Raw genomic sequence first — 18,754 nt, 5'->3', positions numbered from 1 at the left:
CCGTCACCGCTTGGCGGGTGCGGTGGGTTCGCCGGCCGCCAGGGAGGCCACCTCGGCGCCGCTCAGGGCGCGGTCGTAGGCGTGGACGTCGGCGATCGCGCCGGCCCAGTGGTCGACCGGGGCGCCGTTGTACTTGCCGCGGCCGATCACCAGGTTCCCGGTGGGCACCTCGCCGTTGCAGGCGCGAGTGGAACCGGCCTGGGTGCCGTCCACGTAGATCCGCAGCGCGCCGTCCTGGTGGCTGTAGCTGCCGACCAGGTGGTACCACTTCCCGGTCTGCGGCTCACCGATGCTGTTCGCCAGCGCCCGGGCGCCGGAGAAGCTGAACGCGAACCGCTTGTCGGCCTGGGAGTACTGGAGGTAGAAGACGCTGCTCCTGTCGCCGTCGACGGACACCGCGGTGCTGAAGTGCCCCTTGTCGTCGAGGCGGACCCAGGCGGCCACCGAGTAGTCGCCCTTCTCGGTGTCCAGGACGGGCGCGCCGGCGTCGATGTGGCCGGTGCTGCCGTCCAGTTGCACCGCGCCGCCGTTCGGGCCGGTGGTCCAGGACGCCCCGCCCTTGAGGGTGCCGTCATGGCGCCCGGCGACGTCGGTCGCGGTCGTGCCGGACTGCTGGTGCAGCGGCCACCAGGAGACCCCGGCCAGTCCGGGGGTGCCCTTCGGGACGTTCACCCCGCCCGCGGCGGAACCGGCCGCGATCACCTGCTGGTTGATCTCCCGCACCGGTCCGGGCTGGACCTTGACCACCTTGCGGTCGTAGGTGAGCAGGCCGTTCAGCTCGCCCTCCACGTCCGTGACCTGGGTGTAGACCGAGCCGGAGAGGCCGCAGGAGGCTCGCTGGATCAGCTTCCTGGTGTTCTCCACGTACGCCTTGGTCAGCTCCTCGGTGCTGGTGGCGGCGTCACCGTAGTCCTGACCGCCGGCGGTCCCGAGGATGTGGCCGGGAACGACGTACGAGTAGCCGCCGTGCTCCCCGTCCACGGAGGCCCGGGTGGCGTCGGGGGCGGGGTTGGCCGGGCCGTGGTAGTCGTGGAAGTCGATGATGTCACCGCGACCCGAGTCGCCCTTGGAGGCACAGCAGTTGACTCCGGAGTGGGCGTCCACCAGGCGGGACGGGTCCTGCTTCTTGACCGCGTCCGCGAGTTCACCGGTGGCGGCCTTGCTCCATTCGCCCCAGCCCTCGTTCATCATCGTCCACATGACGATCGACGGGCTGCTGAGGTGCTGGTCGACGATCGTGTGCACCTGGTCGATGAACGTCTGGGTCTCCGGCGTGCCGGCCGCGGCCGTCATACGGCTCGGCATGTCCTGCCACACCATCAGACCGAGCCGGTCGGCCCAGTAGTACCAGCGGGCGGGCTCCACCTTGATGTGCTTGCGCACCGCGTTGAAGCCGAGGTTCTTGTGCTCCACCAGGTCGTACTTCAGGGCCTCGTCGGTCGGCGCGGTGTACAGGCCGTCCGGCCAGAACCCCTGGTCCAGGGTGGCCATCACGAAGGTGGGCTTGCCGTTGAGCACGATCTTGTTGACGCCGCCGACCGGGGCGACCTCGATCGACCGCATGCCGAAGTAGGAGCCGACCTCGTCCTTTCCGGCCCGTCCGCCGTCCAGGGTCACCTTGAGGTTGTACAGGTACGGGTCGTCCGGGCTCCACAGGTGCGGCTTGGCGACCGGGAGGCGCAGCGCGGTTCCGGCCCGGCCGGTGACGGATGCCACGGCCTTGTTGCCGGCGTAGGCGGTGGCGGTGACCTTCGCCGTCGGCGCGGTCCCGGCGGTGGGACGCACGGTGACGGAGAGCGACTTGTCCGCCAGGTCCGGGGTGAGCACCAGTGAGTCGACACTCGTCTCGGCGACCGGCTCCATCCAGACGGTCTGCCAGATGCCGGAGGTCGGGGTGTACCAGATGCCGCTCGGGTCGGAGGACTGCTTGCCGAGCGCGTACCTGTCGTCGGTGGTGTCCTTGACCTTCACCAGCAGGGTCTGCGTCCCGCGTCCGGAGAGCGCGTCGGTGATGTCGGCGCTGAACTCCTCGTAGCCGCCGGTGTGGTGGGCGACCTGCCTGCCGTTGACGTAGACCCAGGCCTCGTGGTCCACCGCGCCGAAGTTCAGGCGCAGCCGGTTGCCGGAGCCCACCTTCCAGCCGTTCGGCACGGTGAAGGTGCGCTGGTACAGCGACCAGTCGTGGTGCTTGGCGACGCCGGACAGGCCCGACTCCATCGGGTACGGCACCAGGATGTTCCCGGAGAGCTTCCCGGTGGGCAGCGCGGCGCCCTGCTCGGTGGCCTGGAACTGCCAGGTGCCGTTGAGGTTCTGCCAGTTCTTGCGGGTCAACTGCGGCCGCGGGTACTCGGGCAGGGCGTTCTTGGCGGAGACGTCCTTGGCCCACTTGGTGGCGAAGTACCAGGTGGAGTCGTTCTGCGCCACCACGGAGAACGGTCCGACTCCGCCGCCGGCGGTGGTGATGCCGCCCTTTCCGTCATAGCTGATCCGCACGTCGGCGTTGAGCGAGACGGGGGTGTCGTCCTTGCCGGCGGTGATGACGAGCCTGGAGGCGTTCTTGGGGTCCTTGGCCACCGTGGCGGACCACAGGGTGCCTCCGGAGACCAGTGCGAGGTGCTTGGCCGCGTCGGCCGGAACGGCCTTGACGGCGGAGGGCAGTTCGACCGTGGCGGTCCTGCCGGTCGCGGCGACCGTGCCCCTGGCGTCGGCGGGGGAGAAGCCGGCCGGCAGGTGCAGCGCCGAGTCGGGCAGCGGCCGGCGGGAGAAGCCCGGACCCGACCACTCGGTGTGCAGGTAGGCGCCGCCGTTGCCCTGGTTGTAGTCGACGGCCAGGTCGTGCAGCCCGGCCTTCAGCGTGATCGCCTCGGACGTGGTCTGGACGTCCCAGTCGGTGGTCCAGTGGTCGATCACACTGGCCCCGTCGAGGGACATCCGGAAGCCGTTGTCGCCCTTGATGTAGAAGGTGTAGGCGCCGTCCGCGGGCACTTCGAGCCGGCCCGTCCAGCGCACCGCGACGTTGTCCGTGGTGCCGGCGTAGGCGCGCAGCGCGGGCAGCAGGTCGTCGACGTAGAGGGAGTTGTCGATCCGGGTGCCGGTGTACGACGCGAAGTCCAGCGCCGAGCTGCTGGACATCCGGTAGTAGTCGCCCCGCAGACCGAGGTCGGTGGCCTCGGCGGAGGGACGGGACGCCGCGGCCGGTGCGGCACTGACCTGGGCCGGCACCAGCAGCGCGGCGCCCAGCAACAGCGGCAGCAACGCAGCGAGTCGGCCGAGGAAGGGTATTCGGAGTCTGCCTGGGCTCATGCTCACCCTTTCCGTAACGGAAATTCTCCACGCCTGAACCAGCGCCGCAGGGGACCCCCATGCCGGGCGGCACAGGGGTGAGCGCGTCGGAGGCGTTCTTGTATAACGTTGGAAAAGTCGGCGCGGGAGCATGAAAGCAGGGCCCTCACAACGCTGTCCAGACCTCGGGCCCAACGGATGCGGACCGACCCCGCGCGACCGGGAAGACCGCCAAGTCAGCGGCGATCGCGGGTCGTTCAAGGTCTGGACACGACTGCACGCGCGTGCTGTCATTCCTGTCGGCGGACATCTCTGCAACGTTATAAGGCGCGCTGACGTCGTGTCCGTGCGGCGCCTTGGCCGTTCCGCGCGCGCCGGTCGTCCCCGCCCCGCCCCCACCGCCGCCGACCGGCGCTCTCCGACGTCGTCCCACCGCCCTGTCCCACCTTCGACAGTTCAGGAAGGACGTCCGCATGGAACGTCGTACGTTCCTCAACCGCTCACTGGCCGTCGTCGGTGGCGCCACGCTGGCGGGAGCCGCGGCTCTGCCCGCCCAGGCCGCCGCGCCCCGGCCGCCCGTGCACCTCGTCGGCCCCGCCCGCGCCCTCGGCCGGTACCCGGCCAACCGGGCCCCGTTGCGCCAGGAGCCCTTCCTGCGTCTGCCCCCGGGCAGCATCAGCCCCGGGGGCTGGCTGCGCGAACAGCTCGACCTCCAGCTCAAGGGCCTCAACGGACGTATGCCGGAGGTCTCCGAGTACCTGTCCCCGGCCACCAGCGGCTGGGCCGTGCCCGAGCGGGACGGCTGGGAGGAACTGCCGTACTGGCTGCGCGGATTCGGCGACCTCGGCTATGTCACCGGCGACGCCAGGACCCTGGAGCTGACCCGCGCCTGGATGGACCGCATCCTCGCCACCCGGCAGCCGGACGGCTTCTTCGGCCCCTCCGCCCTGCGCACGGCGCTCAACGGCGGCCCGGACTTCTGGCCGTACATGCCGGTACTCGACGCGCTGCGCACCTGGCACGAGTACAGCGGCGACGACCGGGTCGTCCCCGCCCTGCAGGGCTGGCTGAAGTACCTCCACGCCCAGCCGGGCACCCTGTTCGGACAGGGCTGGGGCTCCGCACGCTGCGGCGACACCATCGACACGGCCTACTGGCTGTACAACCGCACCGGCGACTCCTGGCTGCTCGACCTGGTGCACACCCTGCACGCCCACAGCGCCGACTACACCACCTCGATACCGACCTGGCACAACGTCAACCTGGCCCAGGGCTTCCGCGAACCGGCCCAGTACGGCGTCCTGGCGGGCGGCTCGGCCTTCCGCGACGCCACCTACCGCGTCTACGACACCGTGATGCGCAGGTACGGGCAGTTCCCCGGCGGCGGCTTCGCCGGGGACGAGAACGCCCGCGACGGCTACCACGACCCCCGCCAGGGCTTCGAGACCTGCGGCATCGTCGAGTTCATGCACAGCCACCAGATGCTCACCCGCATCACCGGCGACGCGGTGTGGGCCGACCGCTGCGAGGAACTGGCGCTGAACATGCTGCCGGCCGCCCTCGACCCGTCGCAGAAGGCCATCCACTACGCGACCTCCGCCAACGGCGTCCAGCTCGACAACGTCCCGAAGTCGCACGGACAGTTCGACAACCGCTTCGCCATGCAGGCGTACATGCCGGGCATCCACCAGTACCGCTGCTGCCCGCACAACTACGGCATGGGCTGGCCCTACTACGCCGAGGAACTCTGGCTGGCCGCCGCCGACGGCGGACTGTGCGCCTCGCTGTACGCGGAGTCCTCGGTGCGCGCCGACGTCGCCGACGGCACCACGGTCACCATCGACGAGCGCACCGACTACCCGTTCGACGAGACCGTCACCTTCACCCTGTCCACCCCCCGGACGGTGCGCTTCCCGCTGTACCTGCGCGTACCGGGCTGGTGCCGGGCCCCCTCGGTACGGGTGAACGGCCGTCCCGCGCAGGCCCGCGGCAGCGGCGGCTACCTGGTGCTCGACCGCTCCTGGCAGCATCGCGACACCGTCGAGCTGTACCTGCCCATGCGTACCACCGTGCGCACCTGGGGCGCGAACCGCGACTCGGTCTCCGTCGACCACGGCCCGCTGACCTACTCCCTGCGGATCGAGGAGGCGTGGTCGCGGTTCGCCGGTACCGAGGACTGGCCCGAGTACGAGGTGCGCCCTGCCTCGCCGTGGAACTATGCCCTGGTACTGGACGAGAAGGACCCCGCCCGCTCCCTCACCCTGGAGCGCACCCGCGCCCGCGCCGCCAACCCGTTCACCCACACCGGCACCCCCGTGCGCATGAAGGCCAGGGCACGCCGCGTCCCCACCTGGCAGGCCGACGACGAGAACGTGGCGGCGCCGCTCCAGCAGAGCCCGGCGCGCACCACCGAGCCGGTCGAGCAGATCACGCTGATCCCGTCCGCCGCCGCGCGACTGCGCGTCACCGCCTTCCCCACGGCGGGATCGGGCCGGCGCGCGCATGAGTGGGCCGCGTGCACCGCGTCCTTCAGCGGCGTTGACAGCCCCCAGGCCCTGATCATCAACGCCACGGCCGAGCCCCGGGACTCGTACGAGCAGTCCGTTCCCCGCTTCACCTGGTGGGACCGGACCGGCACGGAGGAGTGGGTGCGGTACGAGTACGCCGAGCCGGTCCGCGCGAGCGGGGTGTCGGTGTACTGGTACGACGACACCGGCCACGGCGCCTGCCGGGTACCGCAGTCCTGGCGGCTTGAGTACCGGACCCCCGCGGGTGCCTGGCTACCGGTGAGCGGCGCTTCGGCGTACGGCACGGCCACCGACACGTTCAACGACGTCTCCTTCGACCCGGTGACCGCCACCGCGCTGCGCGTGCGCGTGCAACTGCGGCCCGGCGTCTCCGGCGGCGTACTGGCCTGGCGGGTAAGGCTGTTGTAAAACCGTCGGTCGCCTTCCCCAGCGGCTACTACACCCTCTCCCACGGTCTCGAGGGTTTCCAGCAGGCCCGAGAGGTCACCCCGCGCGGCCTGCCCGCCCTCCTGCACGACCTGCTCCGCCACAGCGCGGGGCCGGCCGACGCGACCGCCCTCGCTCTCACCCACCGCGCCGTCGGCGCGGACGACTGGGCGCGGGTGGTGGCCGTGGAACGGCGGCTCTACGCCACCAAGCTGGGCCGTGAGGCACGGCAGGCCGCCGTCCGCACCGGACGGCAACTGCTCGACCTGGCGGGCGAGGTCTACGGCACACCGCCGATCGAGCGGTACCGGACCCTGTACCGCGAGGGCACGGTGCGCGGCTGCCAGCCGGTCGTCGCCGGCGTCGTCCACGCGGCGGGCGGGCTCACCGCACGGCAGGCGGTCACCTGCGAGCTGTTCGCCTTCGCGGCCAGCTTCGTGGGGGCCGCGCCGCGACTGCGGCTCACCGACCACCGACGGGCCCAGGTCGTCCTGCACGGCGCCGCCCCGGTGATCGAGGAGGCCGTCGAGGCCGCCCTGGAACGGGAGTTGGCCGACCTGGGCGGATGCGTGCCCGTCGCCGACGTCATGGCGGGCCGGCACGAGCGCGCCGAGGCACGGCTGTTCGCCAGCTAGTGCACGACCCCACACAGGTGCGAGGCTCCCACCATCACCACGGCCACGACGAGTTCGTACGGCGCCCCGAGGACGGCGTGCTGCGCGTCGGCATCGCCGGTCCGGTCGGCTCCGGCAAGACCGCGCTGATCGAGGCGCTCGTGCCGGTGCTCATCGGGCGCGGTCGGACCCCCGCGGTGATCACCAACGACATCTACACCTCCGAGGACGCCGCCCACGTACGGCGCACCCTGGACGGAATCCTCGACGCGGACCGTATCGTCGGCGTCGAGACCGGAGCCTGCCCGCACACGGCGGTCCGGGACGACCCGACGATGAACCAGGCCGCGGCCGACGAGATCCTGGAGCGCTTCCCCGAGGTGGACACGCTGATCTTCGAAAGCGGCGGCGACAACCTGACTCTCACCTTCAGCCCGGCACTCGTCAACCTCTTCCTGTTCGCGCTGGACACCGCCGAGGGCGACAAGATGCCGCGCAAGCGGGGCCCGGGCATCACCGAGTGCGAGCTGCTCGTCATCAACAAGATCGACATCGCCCAGTACGTACGGTGCGACCTGGCCGTGATGGAGTCGGACGCCCACCACGTGCGGCAGGGGCGGCCGGTGGTACTCACCAACTCCCTGACCGGAGAGGGCCTGAACACCATCGCCGACTTCCTTCTCTCCCACGAAGCGGCCCGGCCCAGCGAACAGGAGACGGCTTCCGCATGACCGAGGCGCCCGCGCGGCTGGACCCCGCACACTACGAACCCCGGCGGACCCCGGCCCGGATGCTCGACCTCACCGGCACCCCGGACACTCTGGCCGCCGGGCGCCCCGGCAAGGTCGGCCTGCTCGAACTGCGCTACGCGCGGATCGGCGACCGCACCGAACTCGTTGACCGCTGCCAGAAGTCACCCCTGCAGATCATGCGTCCGCTGTACATCGACCCGCTGCGGCCCGACATGCCGGTCACGTATCTGATGTCCACCGGCGGCGGCATCGTCCAGGCCGACCGCAACCGCGTCGACATCGACTGCGGCCCCGGCACCGCGGTGCACCTGACGACGCAGGCGGCCACCAAACTGCACCGGATGGAGTTCGACCACGCCACCCAGGTCGTCAACCGCACCGCCGGAGAGTGGAGTTACGTCGAGTACCTGCCCGACCCGCTGATCCCGTACCGGGACGCGCGCTTCTACCAGCACACCCGCGTGACCGCCGACCCCACCGCCACGGTGCTGCTGGGCGAGACGATCGCCGCCGGCCGGCTGGCCCGGGGCGAGCGGCACGCCTGCCGTCTGCTCTTCAGCGACCTGGAAGTCACGCGCGTGGACGAACTGGTGGCCGTGGACACCGTACGCCTGGATCCCCGCGAGCCCGGCTCGGTGACCGGACCGGCGGTGTTCGCCGCCCACGACCTGATGGCCACGCTCTGCGTGATCTCCCCGCTCGCCCCCGCGGCGCAGATCGCCGACACCCCGCACGAGGCGCTGCTGAGCACGGGCCCGGCCTTCGGCGTGAGCATGCTGCCCGACGACTGCGGAGCATGGGCACGGATCCTGGGCAGCGACCCGCCCGCGGTCGCCCGCGCCCTGCGCGCGGCCTGGGACGCCGTGCGCCGCCTGCTCATCCAGGTTCCGGCACCGGACCTCCGCAAGACCTGACGCCCACCCCCGGGCGCCCCTCTTAAATCTAAAAATCAGTTCCCCCAGGCCGAAAACATCTGTTCGACAGGTTCCCCGGCCCGCCCCAGGATGTCTCGTGCGGTAGCACCGTCGACGCGACACCGGGACGGACTACCGCCTACCGCCTGAGGGGAGGCTGACATGCCGAGTGAAGAGACCGAAGTGGTCGTCGTCGGGGCGGGCCAGGCCGGCGTGGCGATGAGCGAGCACCTGGGAGCCCATGGGGTACCGCACCTCGTCCTGGAGCGGCACCGGATCGCGGAGCGATGGCGCGCGGAGCGATGGGACTCCCTGGTCGCGAACGGGCCCGCGTGGCACGACCGGTTCCCGGGGCTGGAGTTCGACGTCGCCCCCGACTCCTTCGCCTCGAAGGAGCAGGTCGCGGACTACTTCGCCGCGTACGCCGAGAAGATCGGCGCCCCGGTGAGATGCGGTGTCGAGGTGACCTCGGTGCGCAGGCACACCGGCCGGCCCGGCTTCCGGGTCGAGACGTCGGAGGGCTCCGTCGACGCGCGTTTCGTCGTGGCCGCGACCGGACCGTTCCAGCGGCCCGTGATCCCGCCCGTCGTCCCGGACGGCGCCGTCCCGGTGCAGATCCACTCCAGCGGATACCGCAATCCGGAGCAACTGCCCGAGGGCGCGGTCCTCGTGGTCGGGGCCGGGTCCTCCGGGGTCCAGATCGCCGACGAGCTGCGCCGCTCCGGCCGCCGGGTGTTCCTCTCCGTCGGCCCGCACGACCGTCCTCCGCGCCGGTACCGCGGACGTGACTTCTGCTGGTGGCTCGGTGTGCTCGGGATCTGGGACACCGAGACGCCTCCGCGAGGCGCCGAACACGTCACCATCGCGGTCAGCGGCGCCCGCGGCGGCCACACCGTCGACTTCCGCGCCCTGGCCGGCGCCGGCATCGAGCTCGTCGGCATGACCGCGTCGTACGACGAGGGCGTCCTGCGCTTCGCACCCGATCTCGCGACGAACATCGAACGCGGCGACGCCAAGTACCTCGCGTTCCTCCGGGCGGCCGACGCCTACGTCGAGCGCAACGGGCTCGGCCTCCCCGAGGAGCCGGCGGCCCACGTGCTCGGACCGGTCCCGGACCGCGTGAGCAGCCCCCTCCTGGAACTCGACCTGGCCGACGCCGGTGTCGCCTCGATCGTCTGGGCGACGGGCTATGCCACCGACTACGGCTGGCTCGAGGTCGACGCGTTCGACGAGAACGGCCGGCCGGACCAGCGGCGCGGGGTGTCCCGCGAGCCCGGCGTCTACTTCCTGGGCCTGCCCTGGCTCTCCCGGCGCGGATCGAGCTTCATCTGGGGCGTGTGGCACGACGCCAGGTACGTCGCCGACCACATCGCGATCCAGCGGGGCTACCTCGCGTACGGCACCACCGACCGGACCGGCGCCGCACCGGCGGCCGCGCAGAACTGAACCGAGGAGCAGACGATGACCTCCACGAGTGAGGGCCGCCAGGCGCGGCCCCCGATCGTCGCCGGCGGACACACCAGGATCCGCCCGTTCAACACCCGTGACACCTACCCCGAGCAGAACCTCGACAACGACCTCTGCCAGGCCGTCGTCGCAGGCGACACTGTCTACGTCCGCGGCCAGATCGGCCAGGACCTCGACACCAGCGAGTCCGTCGGTATCGGTGACGCAGAGGCGCAGGCCGAGCAGGCCATGGCCAACATCAGGATGCTGCTCGAAGAGGCGGGCAGCCGGATGGAGCACCTGGTCAAGCTGACCATCTACCTGACCGACCCGCGCTACCGCGAGGCGGTGTACCGCACCGTGGGTCGCTGGACCAAGGGCGTGCACCCCATCTCCACCGGCCTGGTGGTCTCCGCGCTGGCGCGCCCGGAGTGGCTGTGCGAGATCGACGCGATCGCCGTGATCCCCGGGGAGGCACGGGCATGACCTTCTCCCTGGTGGTACGCGACGGTGAGCGGTTCGGCATGGCGGCCGTCTCGTCGAGTCCGGCGGTCGCCGCCCGCGTCGTCCATCTGCGGCCCGGGGTCGGCGCGGCGGCCTCGCAGAACGTCACCGACCCCGCACTCGGCACGCGCCTGCTGGACGGGCTGGCGGACCACGGCGACGCCGAGCGCGCCCTGGCCGACGTCACCGGCGCGGCGCGGAACGCGAAGTCCATCGAGTACCGGCAGTTGACGGTGCTGGGCCGCCTCGGTGCCGGCTTCGCCCACAGCGGGGCGCGAACGCTCGGCAGGCACGCCACGGCCACCGCGGACGGCGCGGCGGCGGCCGGGAACCTGCTGTCCGGCGAGCACATCCCCGGCGTTCTCCTCGACGCCTACGCCGCGGCCACCGGGGAACTGGAGGAGCGTCTGCTCACCGCCCTGAAGGCCGCCGTCGCGGCCGGCGGCGAGGAGGGTCCGGTGCACTCCGCGGGCCTGGCGGTCGTCGCGGACGTGGAATGGCGGGTCACCGACCTGCGGGTGGACTGGGCCGACGAGCCCGTGGACCGGCTCGGCGAGCTCCTCGACGTCTGGCTGCCGCAGCGGGACGACTACGTGCGGCGCGGACTCGATCCCGCCTCCGCGCCTTCGTACGGCGTTCCGGGGGACCGGTGACGGGCGCGCCGAGGCTGAAAGCGGCGGCCCGGCAGGCGGTCGACCGCCACGCCGAGGAGCTGACCGTCCTCTCCGAGCGGCTGCACGCCGACCCGGAGACCGCCTGGGAGGAACACCGGGCCGCCGCCGCCGTACCGGAACTGCTGGACCGCGCCGGGTTCGACGTCACCTCGTCCTACCTGGGCCTGGAGACGGCGTTCCTCGCCCGGTTCGGGAGCGGGCCCGTCCGGATCGCGCTGTGCGCCGAGTACGACGCGCTGCCGGGCCTCGGCCACGCGTGCGGGCACAACCTCGTCGCGGCGAGTTCGGTGGGGGCGGCGCTCGGTCTGGCCGCAGTCGCCGACGACGCCGGCCTCACCGTCGAGGTCTACGGCACCCCGGCCGAGGAGGGCGGCGGCGGCAAGATCGAGATGCTCGACCGGGGCGCCTTCGCCGGAGCGGACCTGGCCATGATGGTGCACCCGGCGCCGGTCGACGTTGCCGAGGCCCGCCCGTTCGCGGTCAGCCACTCCCGGATCTCCTACACCGGCAGGTCCGCGCACGCCGCCGCCTATCCGGAGGCCGGCGTCAACGCGGCCGACGCCTTCACCGTCGCCCAGGTCGCGATCGGCCTGCTGCGCCAGCACCTGCCTGCCTCGGCCCGGGTGCACGGTGTGGTGACCCACGCCGGGGACGCGCCGAACGCCGTCCCGGAGCGGGCGAGCGGACGTTGGTACGTGCGCGCGGAGACGCTCGCCGAGCTGGCCGGTCTTGAGCCGCGGGTGATGCGGGCCTTCGAGGCCGGTGCCCTCGCGACCGGCTGCGAAATGGAGATCGAGCCGGAGAGCAAGCCGTACGCGGAGTTCCGCACCGACGAGACCGCCCTCGCGCACTACCGTGCGAACGCCATCGCCCTGGGGCGGGAGTTCGCGCCGCCCGGCCAGGCCGCGCGGATGAACCGCGCCTCCACCGACATGGGCAACGTCTCGCAGGTGGTGCCGGCCATCCACCCCTACATCGGCATCGGCTCCCTGCCCGCCACCAACCACCAGCACGAGTTCGCCGCGTACTGCGTGGGAGCCACGGCCCGGCGGGCCCTGCTCGACGGGGCGGTCGCGCTGGCCTGGACCGGTGTGGACCGAGGCGCGGCATAAGGTCGGCAACGACCACGGACAACGGCCACGGCCAACGGATCAGCGGGCGCGAGGGACAGGTATGACGACACCGGTGGGTTTCACGCTCGTACAGCTCCGCTACTTCCTCGTCGCCGCCGAACGCGGTTCGATGACGGAGGCGTCGGCGGAGCTGCACATCGCGCAGTCCGCCGTGTCCGCGGCCATCCACAACCTGGAACGGGACCTGCGGGTGCAGCTCTTCATCCGCAGGCGGGGCCGGGGGCTGACGCTCACTCCCGCCGGGGAGAGGCTCCAGCAGCAGGCACGGGATCTGCTGGCCCGCGCCCGCGAGGTCGAACGGGAGGCCAGGGGAGAGGGCGGGGCCCTGTCCGGGCCGGTCGCCGTCGGCTGCTTCGTGACCCTGGCGCCGTACTACCTGCCGCGCCTGTTCAGCGAGTGCACCGTCCGCCACCCCGGCATCGAGATCGACGTGGTGGAGGGGGAGACCGACCAGCTCGTCGAAGCCCTGGCGGCGGGACGCGTCGACTTCGCCCTCACCTACCACCTCGGCCTGTCGGCGGAGCCGGACCTGCGCAGCGAGACGATCGCCCACGCCCCCGCCTACGTCATCGTCGCGGCCGGTCACCCGCTGGCCGGCCGGGGCAGTGTGGAGCTGGCCGAACTGTCCGCGGAACCGCTGGTCCTGCTGGACCTTCCGCACAGCCGCGACTACTTCCGCTCGCTGGTGGCCGCCACCGGCACCGCGCCCGACGTCCGCTACCGCACCCGGAGCTACGAGACCGTGCGCTCCCTGGTGGCCAGGGGACTCGGCTACTCCGTGCTCAACCAGCGCCCGGCGACCAGCCAGACCTACGGCGGCGGCGAGATCGCGGAACTCCAGCTCCGGGACGCCTCTCCGCTGGAGGTCAGGATCGCCTCGCTTGACGGTGTGACCCAGTCCGCCCGAGCCCGGGCGGTGATGGACCTGCTGCGGGAGATCGCCGCCCGGCCCGAAGGCGCCTGAGCCGGCGGCCTTCCCCCGCGGAAGGTCCGCTACAGGTCGGCGCAGCCCGTCACCGCCCGCGCGTGGGCCACGATCAGCTCCTGGGCCCGGTCGAGCCGCAGGGCCGCGTTGCGGCTGATGATGTGCAGGCCGTAGCCGTCCTCCAGGGCCACCAGGCCGTGCGCCAGGTCCTGCGCGGACGCGGCCAGGGAGAACGCGCCCGTGGCGGCGCCGACTTCGAGGGCGGTCGTGTAGAGGGCGACCTCCCGGGCGAACAGGGAGGTCATCAGCTCGGCGTGGCCCGGGCTGCGGCCGGCGCGCCGGTGCAGTTCGTACAGCAGCCCGTGGACCGGGTCGTCCGTCATGCCCGGCAGACCGCTGTGCAGCAGGGCCCGCAGTCGTGCCGCGGGATCCTCCGCGGGTGCCTCCTCGTACGCCCGCTGCCGAGAGGCCAGATATCCCTCGACCGCGCCGCGGTGCACCTCCAGGACGAGGTCGTCGAGCTCGGGGTAGTAGTACAGGACCGAGCCCTGCGAGACGCCCGCGGCGTCCGCGATGTCCTTGATGCGCAGCCCTTCGAGGCCGCGCTCGGCGATGGCCCGTCCGGCGGCGGTGACGAGGGCCTGTCGGCGTGCCGTCTGGTTGCGTGGTCTGCCCGCTTTCCCCATGGTGGTCAATTCTCTGACACCCGTCTCAGATTCCGCAAGAAGTTTCAGTCCGAAGCATTGACGGCCGGTTCACCTATTGTTTGAATCTCGACTCAAAGAAATCGGCGCGGGCCTACGCGGCCGGGCCGCCCCTCTCTCGCGCACGCCGTCCCGCGCCCGCCGTCTCCCGACAGCACCCGGGGACCGCCCGGGCCGCACCGGATCCGCACGGGCACCGGTTCGCCCACGTCCCACGACGCAATCGAAGGCCACAGCATGCAGACGTACGCCCACTGGCGGCAGCGCGCCGCCGACCTCACGCCACGCACGCGCCTGTTCATCGACGGAGCGTGGACCGACCCCGCCGACGACCAGTGGATCCCGACCGTGAACCCCGCGACCGGCAAGACCACCGCCCACGTCGCGGCCGGCTCCGCGGCCGACGTCGACCGGGCCGTGACCGCGGCCCGCGCCTCCTTCGAGGACGGCCGCTGGTCGCGCACCGCACCCGCTCGGCGCAAGCGGGTCCTGCTCGCGCTGGCCCGCCTGATCGAGGAGAACAGCGAGGAGCTCGCCCTCTGCGACACCCTCGACATGGGCAAGCCCATCGCGGAGTCCCACGGCACCGACGTGCCCGGCGCGGCCGGCGTCTTCGCCTGGTACGCCGAGGCCGTCGACAAGCTCTACGACGAGGTCGCCCCGGCCCCGCCCGGCAGCCTCGCCCTTGTGCGGCGCGTCCCGCTGGGCGTCGTGGGCGCGGTGGTGCCCTGGAACTTCCCCCTGGACCTGGCCAGTTGGAAGCTGGCACCCGCCCTGGCCGCGGGCAACAGCGTCGTGCTCAAGCCGGCCGAGCAGTCCCCGCTGTCGGCGCTGCTGCTGGCCGAACTCGCCTCGCGGGCGGGCCTTCCCGACGGCGTGCTGAACGTCGTTCCCGGACCCGGGGAGACGACCGGGCGCGCCCTCGGCCTCCACCCGGACGTGGACACCATGGTGTTCACCGGCTCCACCGCGGTGGCCCGCCGGTTCCTCGCCTACTCCGCCGAGTCGAACATGAAGCAGGTGTGGCCAGAGGCCGGCGGCAAGAGCCCCAACGTGGTGTTCGCCGACGCCGACCTGGAGGCCGCCGCGGAACGGTCCGCCTGGGGCTTCGTCTACAACTCCGGGCAGGTGTGCTCCGCCAACACCCGGCTGCTGGTCGAGGCCTCCATCGCCGAGGAGTTCACGGCCGCGGTCGCCGGACATGCCCGCGCCTGGCTGCCGGGCGACCCGCTCGACCCCGCGACCCGGCTCGGACCGCTCGTCGACGACGCCCAGGTGGAACGCATCCTCCGGGCCCTGGAGTCATCGGGCGGCACGCTCGTGTGCGGCGGCACGCGACCCGACCGCGACGGCGCCTACCTCGACCCCACCGTCGTCACCGGCCTCGGACCCGACGCCCCGCTCGTCCGCGAGGAGCTGTTCGGCCCCGTGCTGAGCGTGCTGCCCTTCCACGACGAGGACGAGGCCGTCCGCCTCGCCAACGACTCCGCCTACGGACTCGCCGCGTCCGTGTGGACCCGGGACCTCGGCCGGGCCCACCGCGTCGCCGACGCCCTGCGGGCGGGCACCGTCTCCGTCAACACCGTCGACGCGCTCAGCCCGTTCACCCCCTTCGGCGGGTTCAAGCAGTCCGGCCACGGCCGTGACCTCTCCCTGCACTCCTTCGACAAGTACACCGGCCTGAAGACGACCTGGATCACCCACGGCTGACCGGCCCGGCGACGTACCTCCGGCCACTCCACCCACCACCGGTACCGAGCAAAGGACGTACCCTCATGACCCGCAGCACCGCGGACCTCATCCAGCTGGACCGCGCCCACATCATCCACCCCTACCTGCCGGGCAGCGCTACGGAACGCGTCGTCATGACCTCCGGCTCGGGCTGCCGCCTCACCGACTCCGAGGGCCGCGGCTACCTCGACGCCACCGGCGGCCTCTGGCTCGCCCAGGTAGGGCACGGCCGCACGGAACTGGCCGACGTCGCCCACGAGCAGATGAAGAAGCTGGAGTACTTCACCAGCTTCTGGGAGTTCTCCAACGAGCGCGCCATCGAACTCGCCGCACGCCTGGCCTCCCTCGCCCCCGACCCCCTGAACCACGTCTACTTCACCTCGGGCGGCTCCGAGGGCAACGAGGCGGCCATCAAGATGGCCCGCTACTACCACCACCGGCGAGGGGAGAGCAGCCGGACCTGGATCCTGGCGCGCAGCAAGGCCTACCACGGCATCGGCTACGGCGGCGGCTCGGCCACCGGCTTCCCCGTCTACCACGAGGGCTTCGCCCCGATGATGCCGCACGTCTCCCACCTCACGCCCCCGTGGCCGTATCGCTCCGAGCTCTACGGCGACCAGCCGCTGAGCCCCGAGCAGGTCAGCGACTTCCTCGTCCGCGAACTGGAGGAGCGCATCGCGGAGATCGGTCCGCGGAACATCGCCGCGATGATCGGCGAGCCCATCATGGGCGTCGGCGGCATGCTCGTCCCGCCGGCCGACTACTGGCCCCGGGTGCGCGAGGTCCTCGACCGGCACGGAATCCTGCTGATCTTCGACGAGGTGGTCACCGCCTACGGCCGCGTCGGCGAGTGGTTCGCCGCCCAGTACTTCGGCGTCACCCCGGACATCATCGTCACCGCCAAGGGCATCACCTCCGGCTACGTCCCGCTCGGTGCCCTCCTGGTCGGCGACCACGTCGCCGAGGTCCTGCTGCGCGACCACGGCTTCCCGATGGGTTACACCTACAACGGGCACCCCGTCGCGACGGCGGTCGCCACCGCCAACCTCGACATCATCGAGAAGGAGGGCCTCCTCGCCCGCGCGACCAGCCTGGGCGCCTTCCTCCACGGTGAACTCCAGTCCCAACTGGGGGAGTTGCCGATCGTCGGAGAGATCCGCTCCGTCGGCATGATGCTCGCCGTCGAACTCGTCCAGGACCGCGCCACCCGCACACCCCTGCCCCTGAACCCCGACCGGATGCCCCACGACGTCATCCGCCGCGAGACCGGTGTGATCGTGCGCGACTCCGCACACAGCCTGGTGCTGTCGCCGCCGCTCGTCATGACCGAGGCCGAGGCCGAGGAAGCGGCCTCCGCGCTGCGCGGGGTTCTGGAGCGCACCGAGCCCAACGGCGAGATCCGCGCCGCCTGACGCCCGCGGGGGAGGCCCGGCCCCCGACCGGGCGTCCCCCGCACAAGCACCATCCGACACGGACCCCATGCCGTCACGGCGCGCACGCGCCCCCTCGCAGTTGCCCCTCTCCCTCCTAGGAACTGCCCGTGTCCTCCAACCTCTCGACGACTCCGCCACGCGCGTACCAGCCCGCGACCGGCAGCCTGCAACGCAGCCTCAAGCGCTTCGACATCACCGCCATGGCCATCGCCGCGGTGATCTCCTTCGACACCGTCGGGCAGATCGCCACCGGCGGCGGCCAGGCCGCCACCTGGACGGCGGCCATGGCACTCCTCTTCCTCATCCCCTACGCCCTGCTGTTCGCCGAGACAGGTGCCGCGTTCCCCCAGGAAGGCGGCCCGTACGTATGGGTCAAGCTCGCCCTCGGCCGTCCGGCGGCCGCCCTGACGACCCTCATGTACTGGGTCACCAACCCCATCTGGCTGGGCGGCTCACTGGTCTTCCTGGCCGCGCAGACCTGGGACGGATTCGTGTTCCACCTGGGCTCGGGCACGGTGGCCGACTACACCTTCAAGCTGCTGTTCGTCTGGATCGCCATCCTCACGGCCGTCGTCTCCCTGCGCCGCGGCAAATGGATCACCACGGTGGGCGCGGCGACGAAGGTCCTGGCGCTCGCCCTGTTCACCCTCACGGCCGTGCTCTACGGGCTGCGGCACGGCTTCCACGGCCTGACCGAAACCCGTTTCACCCCGACGACCGCCGGCTTCCTCGCCCTGGTGCCGATCCTGCTGTTCGCCTACGTCGGCTTCGAGGCACCCAACGCCGCCGGCGAGGAGATGCACGACCCCCAGCGCGACGTGCCCGCCGCACTCGGACGCTCGGCGACCGTCGCCGCCTGCTGCTATCTGCTGCCGGTCCTCGCGCTCCTGGCCGTCGTCCCCAAGCAGCAGGTCACCGGCATCGGCGGCTTCATGGAGGGCGCCCGCCTCGTCTTCGGCGTCTACGGCGGCGCGGCCGGCCCCCTGCTGAAGCTCACCGCCGTCATGTTCGTCTTCGCCCTGCTCACCCAGGGCAGCGCCTGGATGATCGTCAGCGACCGTATGCAGGCCATGGCCGCCGCCGACGGAGGCTTCTTCACCCGTGCACTCGGTGCCTTCCACCCGCGGCTCGGCACGCCGGTGCGCACCAATCTGCTCTCCGGAGCCGTGGCCACGGTGTTCATGCTCGCCGCCATGCGGCTCGCGAACGGCGACGCGGCCGACGTGTTCGCGGTGGTGCTGACCGTCGCGGTCACCACCCTGCTGCTGTCCTACCTGGTCGTCATTCCGGCGCTGGTCCTGCTCCGGACCCGCAGGCCGGACGTCCCGCGGCCCTACCGAGTCCCCTTCGGCAACCGCGGCTTCATGGTCTGCGCGGTACTCGTCTACGCCTGGATCGTGATCGGGTCGTGGTCGGCGCTCTTCCCCGGAGTCCTGGAACAGCTCTTCGGAATCGACTACGTCTTCCACGACGTCTGGGGCGTCTCCCGCGCCTCGTTCGAGGCCTTCACCCTCGGCACCGTCGCGCTCCTGCTGACCGTCGGCGCCATCGGCGTGGTGGTGGCCCGCCGCGAGAACACCGCGACGGGCGCGGCCGGTTCCTAGCCCCGCGCACCCGGTTTCTCTCACGCGTGCGGCGAGCCACCCGGGGGTGACTCACCGCACGCCGGCGCCGGTCCGGGCCGGTCA

14 protein-coding genes are annotated in these 18,754 nt (G+C 71.8%); 12 read left to right on the top strand and 2 right to left on the bottom strand.

The features are described from left to right. Positions 1-3: 3 nt before the first annotated feature. Positions 4-3,303, bottom strand: coding sequence for a LamG-like jellyroll fold domain-containing protein (locus ACIP4X_RS25215; RefSeq protein WP_391458603.1), 3,300 nt, complete (start codon positions 3,301-3,303; stop codon positions 4-6). 452 nt (positions 3,304-3,755) lie between these two features. Between ACIP4X_RS25215 and ACIP4X_RS25210 the strand changes: the two genes are divergently transcribed. The 9 genes from ACIP4X_RS25210 to ACIP4X_RS25170 all read left to right on the top strand — a co-directional run bounded on the left by ACIP4X_RS25210 (position 3,756) and on the right by ACIP4X_RS25170 (position 13,237). Then, positions 3,756-6,218, top strand: coding sequence for a beta-L-arabinofuranosidase domain-containing protein (locus ACIP4X_RS25210; RefSeq protein WP_358736711.1), 2,463 nt, complete (start codon positions 3,756-3,758; stop codon positions 6,216-6,218). Further along, positions 6,197-6,871 carry an urease accessory UreF family protein gene (locus ACIP4X_RS25205; RefSeq protein ID WP_391458625.1) on the top strand — a complete coding sequence of 225 codons (675 nt, stop codon included), beginning with the start codon at positions 6,197-6,199 and terminating at the stop codon, positions 6,869-6,871. Before ACIP4X_RS25210 ends, ACIP4X_RS25205 begins: the two co-directional genes overlap by 22 nt. Positions 6,872-6,888: 17 nt before the next feature. Then, positions 6,889-7,581: an urease accessory protein UreG gene (gene ureG / locus ACIP4X_RS25200; protein WP_391458600.1), complete on the top strand. Its 693-nt coding sequence runs from the start codon at positions 6,889-6,891 to the stop codon at positions 7,579-7,581. Next, positions 7,578-8,516 (top strand): urease accessory protein UreD, encoded by a 939-nt coding sequence (locus ACIP4X_RS25195; RefSeq protein ID WP_391458598.1) that lies wholly within the window; start codon positions 7,578-7,580, stop codon positions 8,514-8,516. Before ureG ends, ACIP4X_RS25195 begins: the two co-directional genes overlap by 4 nt. A 162-nt stretch (positions 8,517-8,678) precedes the next feature. Further along, positions 8,679-9,962 (top strand): NAD(P)-binding domain-containing protein, encoded by a 1,284-nt coding sequence (locus ACIP4X_RS25190; RefSeq protein ID WP_391458596.1) that lies wholly within the window; start codon positions 8,679-8,681, stop codon positions 9,960-9,962. Positions 9,963-9,977: 15 nt separating this feature from the next. After that, positions 9,978-10,448, top strand: coding sequence for a Rid family hydrolase (locus ACIP4X_RS25185; protein ID WP_391458594.1), 471 nt, complete (start codon positions 9,978-9,980; stop codon positions 10,446-10,448). Then, positions 10,445-11,119, top strand: a complete 675-nt coding sequence (locus ACIP4X_RS25180; RefSeq protein ID WP_358736703.1) for a DUF1028 domain-containing protein — start codon at positions 10,445-10,447, stop codon at positions 11,117-11,119. Before ACIP4X_RS25185 ends, ACIP4X_RS25180 begins: the two co-directional genes overlap by 4 nt. Then, positions 11,116-12,252 carry an amidohydrolase gene (locus ACIP4X_RS25175; protein ID WP_391458592.1) on the top strand — a complete coding sequence of 379 codons (1,137 nt, stop codon included), beginning with the start codon at positions 11,116-11,118 and terminating at the stop codon, positions 12,250-12,252. Before ACIP4X_RS25180 ends, ACIP4X_RS25175 begins: the two co-directional genes overlap by 4 nt. A gap of 61 nt (positions 12,253-12,313) precedes the next feature. After that, positions 12,314-13,237 carry a LysR substrate-binding domain-containing protein gene (locus tag ACIP4X_RS25170; protein WP_391458590.1) on the top strand — a complete coding sequence of 308 codons (924 nt, stop codon included), beginning with the start codon at positions 12,314-12,316 and terminating at the stop codon, positions 13,235-13,237. Between the two features lie 29 nt (positions 13,238-13,266). Here the strand turns inward: ACIP4X_RS25170 and ACIP4X_RS25165 are convergent, their stop codons facing one another. Next, positions 13,267-13,884, bottom strand: coding sequence for a TetR family transcriptional regulator (locus ACIP4X_RS25165; protein WP_391458588.1), 618 nt, complete (start codon positions 13,882-13,884; stop codon positions 13,267-13,269). 255 nt (positions 13,885-14,139) lie between these two features. On the opposite strand from ACIP4X_RS25165, the gene ACIP4X_RS25160 reads away from it, so the two are divergent. The 3 genes from ACIP4X_RS25160 (at position 14,140) to ACIP4X_RS25150 (ending at position 18,670) form a co-directional block, all read left to right on the top strand. Continuing rightward, a complete protein-coding gene (locus tag ACIP4X_RS25160) occupies positions 14,140-15,612 on the top strand; it encodes an aldehyde dehydrogenase family protein (protein ID WP_391458586.1) in 1,473 nt (490 codons plus the stop codon). 65 nt (positions 15,613-15,677) lie between these two features. Continuing rightward, positions 15,678-17,045 carry an aminotransferase class III-fold pyridoxal phosphate-dependent enzyme gene (locus ACIP4X_RS25155; protein WP_391458584.1) on the top strand — a complete coding sequence of 456 codons (1,368 nt, stop codon included), beginning with the start codon at positions 15,678-15,680 and terminating at the stop codon, positions 17,043-17,045. A gap of 128 nt (positions 17,046-17,173) precedes the next feature. Continuing rightward, positions 17,174-18,670, top strand: a complete 1,497-nt coding sequence (locus ACIP4X_RS25150; protein WP_358736691.1) for an APC family permease — start codon at positions 17,174-17,176, stop codon at positions 18,668-18,670. Positions 18,671-18,754 lie beyond the last annotated feature (84 nt).

The organism is Streptomyces sp. NPDC088817 (assembly GCF_044750345.1).
Classification (GTDB): domain Bacteria; phylum Actinomycetota; class Actinomycetes; order Streptomycetales; family Streptomycetaceae; genus Streptomyces.
This window is presented reverse-complemented; position numbering and strand designations above follow the sequence as displayed.